This window comes from Actinomycetospora sp. (assembly GCF_055612215.1).
The window spans coordinates 1-3,977 of record NZ_JBVPVA010000339.1; the positions used below are offsets into that span (position 1 = coordinate 1).

Sequence of the window (3,977 nt, forward strand, 5' to 3'; positions counted from 1 at the left end):
TCGAGGAACGAGCCGTCGGCGACGACGAGGTCCTTGTCGCCGTGCGTCCAGAGCACCGGTGGCTTCGGGTCGAGCTCGGGGAGCCACGCCCAGGAGCAGTACTTCGGGGACAGCGCGTTGAGCAGCCCGCGCGTGCCCGGCGCCGAGCCCGGCCAGTGCGACGAGGGCGTGGCGTCGCCCGGGTAGCCGTCGTCGCCGATGTTCGACAGCAGGATCTCGTCGAGCAGCAGGTCCTCGCGCTCGGTCGGCAGGCGGAACTCCGGCGCCCAGTAGGTGCCGTTCATGACGTTGCGCGGGCTGACCGGCTCCGCGCTCCCGCGGTCGCCATCCCGGAGCAGCTCGACGAAGCGGGGGTTCGCGACGCCCGCGCCGGTGCCCGCGTGGTCGTCCCAGCACGGCGTGCCGTCGGGGAACGTGCCGCCGTACCCGTAGGGCGCGACGGGGTCGAGGAAGGTCAGGCTCGCGACGGGGACCTGCCGCGCGACGAGCGCGATCGCCGCGCCCGCCGTCGACCACCCGACGAGGTGCGGACGCTCGACCCCGAGCGTTCCGAGGTAGGAGACGAGGTCGTCGGCCCAGTCGCCGAGGCCGCGGGTGGCGTCGATGGGGGCCGCCTCGGTGCGCCCGAACCCGCGCATGTCCGGGGCCAGGAAGCGGAAGCGGTCCGACGCCGGGCTCATCAGGTGCTCGAAGAAGCGCCCGGTGGACAGGTTGCCGTGGACCAGCACGACGGGCTCACCGTCGGCGGGTCCGGACTCGAGGTGGTGGACGCGGATCCGCGCGTCGACGGTGGCGGCGGTGACGCCGGGCAGGAGATCGCTCATGGTGGGCCGGACGTTAGTGGGCGCGGCCCTCGCCTTCCATGATCACCAGTACGTGGGGCAGGTCCGCGGGCCGGTTGCCCTGCCGGTTGTGCCCCTGGTCGGGGTTGCCGCGGAGGCCTGGCCCGCCCTCGATGATCATCAGCACGTGGGGCAGGTCCGCGGGCCTGTGGACCTGCGTGACGTGCCCCTCGGTCGAGGACCTTCCCGATCGGGCCGGCAGGCGGGCTCGGCGTCGCAGACCTGCGCGGGACGCACACTCTCTGAGCCCAGGGTCGTTCGACGCTCCTCACATCTGCGCGTCGCGCACACGGTTCTCGCGACGCGTCGAATGGTTCGTCGCCGGTCCGGCGGCAGAGTGTGTGCGCGACGCGTCGGTTCGGTCCACGCCGAGCCCGCTTGCCGCTGGAGTGTGTGCGCGACGCGTCGGTTCGGCCGGGACCGAGCCCGCTTGCCGCTGGAGTGTGTGCGCGGCGCGCAGGTCCGCCGTCAGCCCAGCGGGAGCCGCGTGAGGACGCCGTCCACGTCCACCCCGCGCGGCAGCGTCCCCAGCGCCTCGCCGTGCTCGCCCGCTACGCGCGACCCGACGAACGCGTCCGCCACGGCCGTCGGCGCGTGCCGCACGAGCAGCGCCCCCTGCAGCACCACGGCCATGCGCTCGGCGAGCCAGCGGGCGCGCTCCTCGGTGGGGTCGCGGAGCTCGTCGAGGATGGTCTTCCAGGCCGCGTCGAGCCGGTGGTCGGCGCCGGACGCGGCCTCGATCTCCGCCCGGTACGCCTCGACCGCGGCCGGCTCGCGGCCGAGGACGCGCAGGAGGTCGAGCGCGTTGACGTTGCCCGAGCCCTCCCAGATCGAGTTGAGGGGTGACTCGCGGAAGAGGCGCGGCATGCCGGACTCCTCGACGAACCCGTTGCCGCCGAGGCACTCCAGCGCCTCGCCGACCACGGCCGTCTGCCGCTTGCAGATCCAGTACTTCCCGAGGGTGACGCCGATCCGCCGGAACGCGGCCTCGTGCTCGTCCGACGCCGCACGGTCCTGCGCGCCGGCGAGCCGGATCGCGAGCGTCACGGCCGCTTCGGACTCGACGGTGAGGTCGGCGAGCACCACGCGCATCAGCGGCTTGTCGATCAGGGCCGAGCCGAACGCGTGCCGGTGGGTCGCGTGCCAGGCCGCCCGCCGCACGGCGTCGCGCATCCCGGCCGCGGAGCCCAGCGCGTTGTCGAGCCGGGTGCAGGCGACCATTTCGATGATCGTCCGGACCCCGCGGCCCTCGTCGCCGACCCGGAACCCGACGGTCCCGTCGAACTCCGGCTCGGACGAGGCGTTGGAGCGGTTGCCCAGCTTGTCCTTGAGCCGCTGGATCGCGAAGGGGTTGCGGGAGCCGTCGGGGAGGATCCGGGGCACGAGGAAGCAGGTGACGCCGGCCGCGGTCCGCGCGAGGACCAGGAAGAGGTCGCACATCGGGGCGCTGGTGAACCACTTGTGCCCGGTGAGGGAGTAGCTGCCGTCGGCGTTCGGGGTCGCCGTCGTCGTGTTCGTGCGGACGTCCGAGCCGCCCTGCTTCTCGGTCATGCCCATGCCCGCGAGCAGGCCGGCCTTCGTCGTGGGCTCGGCGAGGCCGGACTCGTAGACCGTCGAGACCAGGCCCGGCCCGTAGCGCGCGAGGAGCTCCGGCGCCGCGCGCAGGGCGGGGACGACGGCGTGGCTCATCGAGACCGGGCACCCGTGCCCGGACTCGGCCTGCGACCACACGAGGAACCCGGCCGCGCGGGCCACGTGCTGGCCCGGGCGCGGCGCCGACCCGAGTCCGTCCGGCCCCGCCCACACGGCGCCCGCGTAGCCACGGGCGACCGCCTCGCCGAGCAGCGCGTGGTAGCCCGGGTCGTAGTCGACCTCGTCGACCCGGTTTCCGACGCGGTCGAACGCGCGCAGCCGCGGCTCGTTGCGGTGCGCGGCGTCGGCCCAGTCGCGGACCTGGGCGGACCCGGCGCGGCGGCCCGCGTCGTGCAGCGCGTCGAGCGACCACGCCGCGCCCTCGCGCTCGACGGCCTCGAGCAGGGGCGCGTCGGCGGCGAGGTCGAGCCCGACGTACTCGGGTACCTGGTTGGTGACGACGTGGGTGGGCGGCACGACCCGATCCCACCACGAGGTGCCTGCGGCCCGTGAGCACTATTCCGCCCTATGGCACGGACACGTGCTCACGGGCGCGCAGCGCACCTACAGGATCTCCAACCGGCGCTTGCCGGTCGGCGGCGGGAAGGCGGCGTCGAGCGCGGCCCGGTCGTCGTCGCTGAGGACGACGTCGAGGGCCGCCCGGTTCTCGGCCATCCGCGCCGGCGTGGCGGTCTTCGGGATCGCCGCGACGCCGGGGTGGTCGAGCACCCAGGCGAGGGCGATCTGGGCGGGGGTGGCGCCGTGCCGGTCGGCGATGTCGCGCAGCGCGGGCTCGTCGAGCAGCCGCCCCTGCTCGACCGGGGAGTAGGCCATGAGCGGCAGCCCGCGGCGCGCTGCCCAGGGGAGCAGGTCCCACTCGGGTCCGCGGCGCACGAGGTTGTAGAGGATCTGGTCGGTCGCCACGTGACCGCCTCCGGGGACCTCGATGAGCTCGTCGAGGTCGTCGACGTCGAGGTTGCTGACGCCCCACGCGCGGATCTTCCCGGCGTCCCGGAGCTCGCCGAACGCCTGGACCGTCTCGCTGAGCGGGTACCGGCCTCGCCAGTGCAGCAGGTAGAGATCGATCCGGTCGGTGCGCAGGCGGCGCAGGGCCCGCTCGCAGGCCTCGACCGTGCCGCGGCGCGAGGCGTTCGCGGGCAGCACCTTGTCGACGAGGAACGCCTCGTCGCGCCGCCCGGCCAGGGCCTCGCCGGCCAGTTCCTCGGCGCCCCCGTCGGCGTACATCTCGGCGGTGTCGATCAGCGTGAGGCCGACGTCGAGCGCGGCGTGCAGCGCGTCGATCTCGTCGCGGCGCCGGCCGGGGTCCTCGGCGTATCCCCAGGTCCCGGCGCCGAGCACGGGCATCGGCGTGCCGTCGGGGAGGGCGATGGCGGGCACGGTCACGGATCCCGGGTTCCCGCGCACGGGCCGGCCGACCCCACCGGCCAGGCGCGCCTACGTCGTCAGCACCGCGAACACCCCCGCGGCGACGGCGAGGAACAC

At 74.7% G+C, this 3,977-nt stretch carries 4 protein-coding genes; all 4 read right to left on the reverse strand.

Annotated features, from left to right (window positions below; translation table 11 throughout):
- A partial coding sequence (locus tag AC0CYZ_RS09725; RefSeq protein ID WP_472214679.1) for an alpha/beta hydrolase occupies window positions 1–824 on the reverse strand: 824 nt, incomplete at its 3' end.
- Window positions 825–837: 13 nt separating this feature from the next.
- Entirely contained in the window at window positions 838–969 is a 132-nt protein-coding gene (locus AC0CYZ_RS09730) for a hypothetical protein (RefSeq protein WP_472214681.1), read from the reverse strand.
- 341 nt (window positions 970–1,310) lie between these two features.
- Complete coding sequence (locus AC0CYZ_RS09735) at window positions 1,311–2,951, reverse strand: acyl-CoA dehydrogenase family protein (protein ID WP_472214684.1); 1,641 nt, start codon at window positions 2,949–2,951, stop codon at window positions 1,311–1,313.
- Between the two features lie 87 nt (window positions 2,952–3,038).
- Window positions 3,039–3,878, reverse strand: coding sequence for an aldo/keto reductase (locus tag AC0CYZ_RS09740; protein ID WP_472214686.1), 840 nt, complete (start codon window positions 3,876–3,878; stop codon window positions 3,039–3,041).
- Window positions 3,879–3,977: the final 99 nt, after the last annotated feature.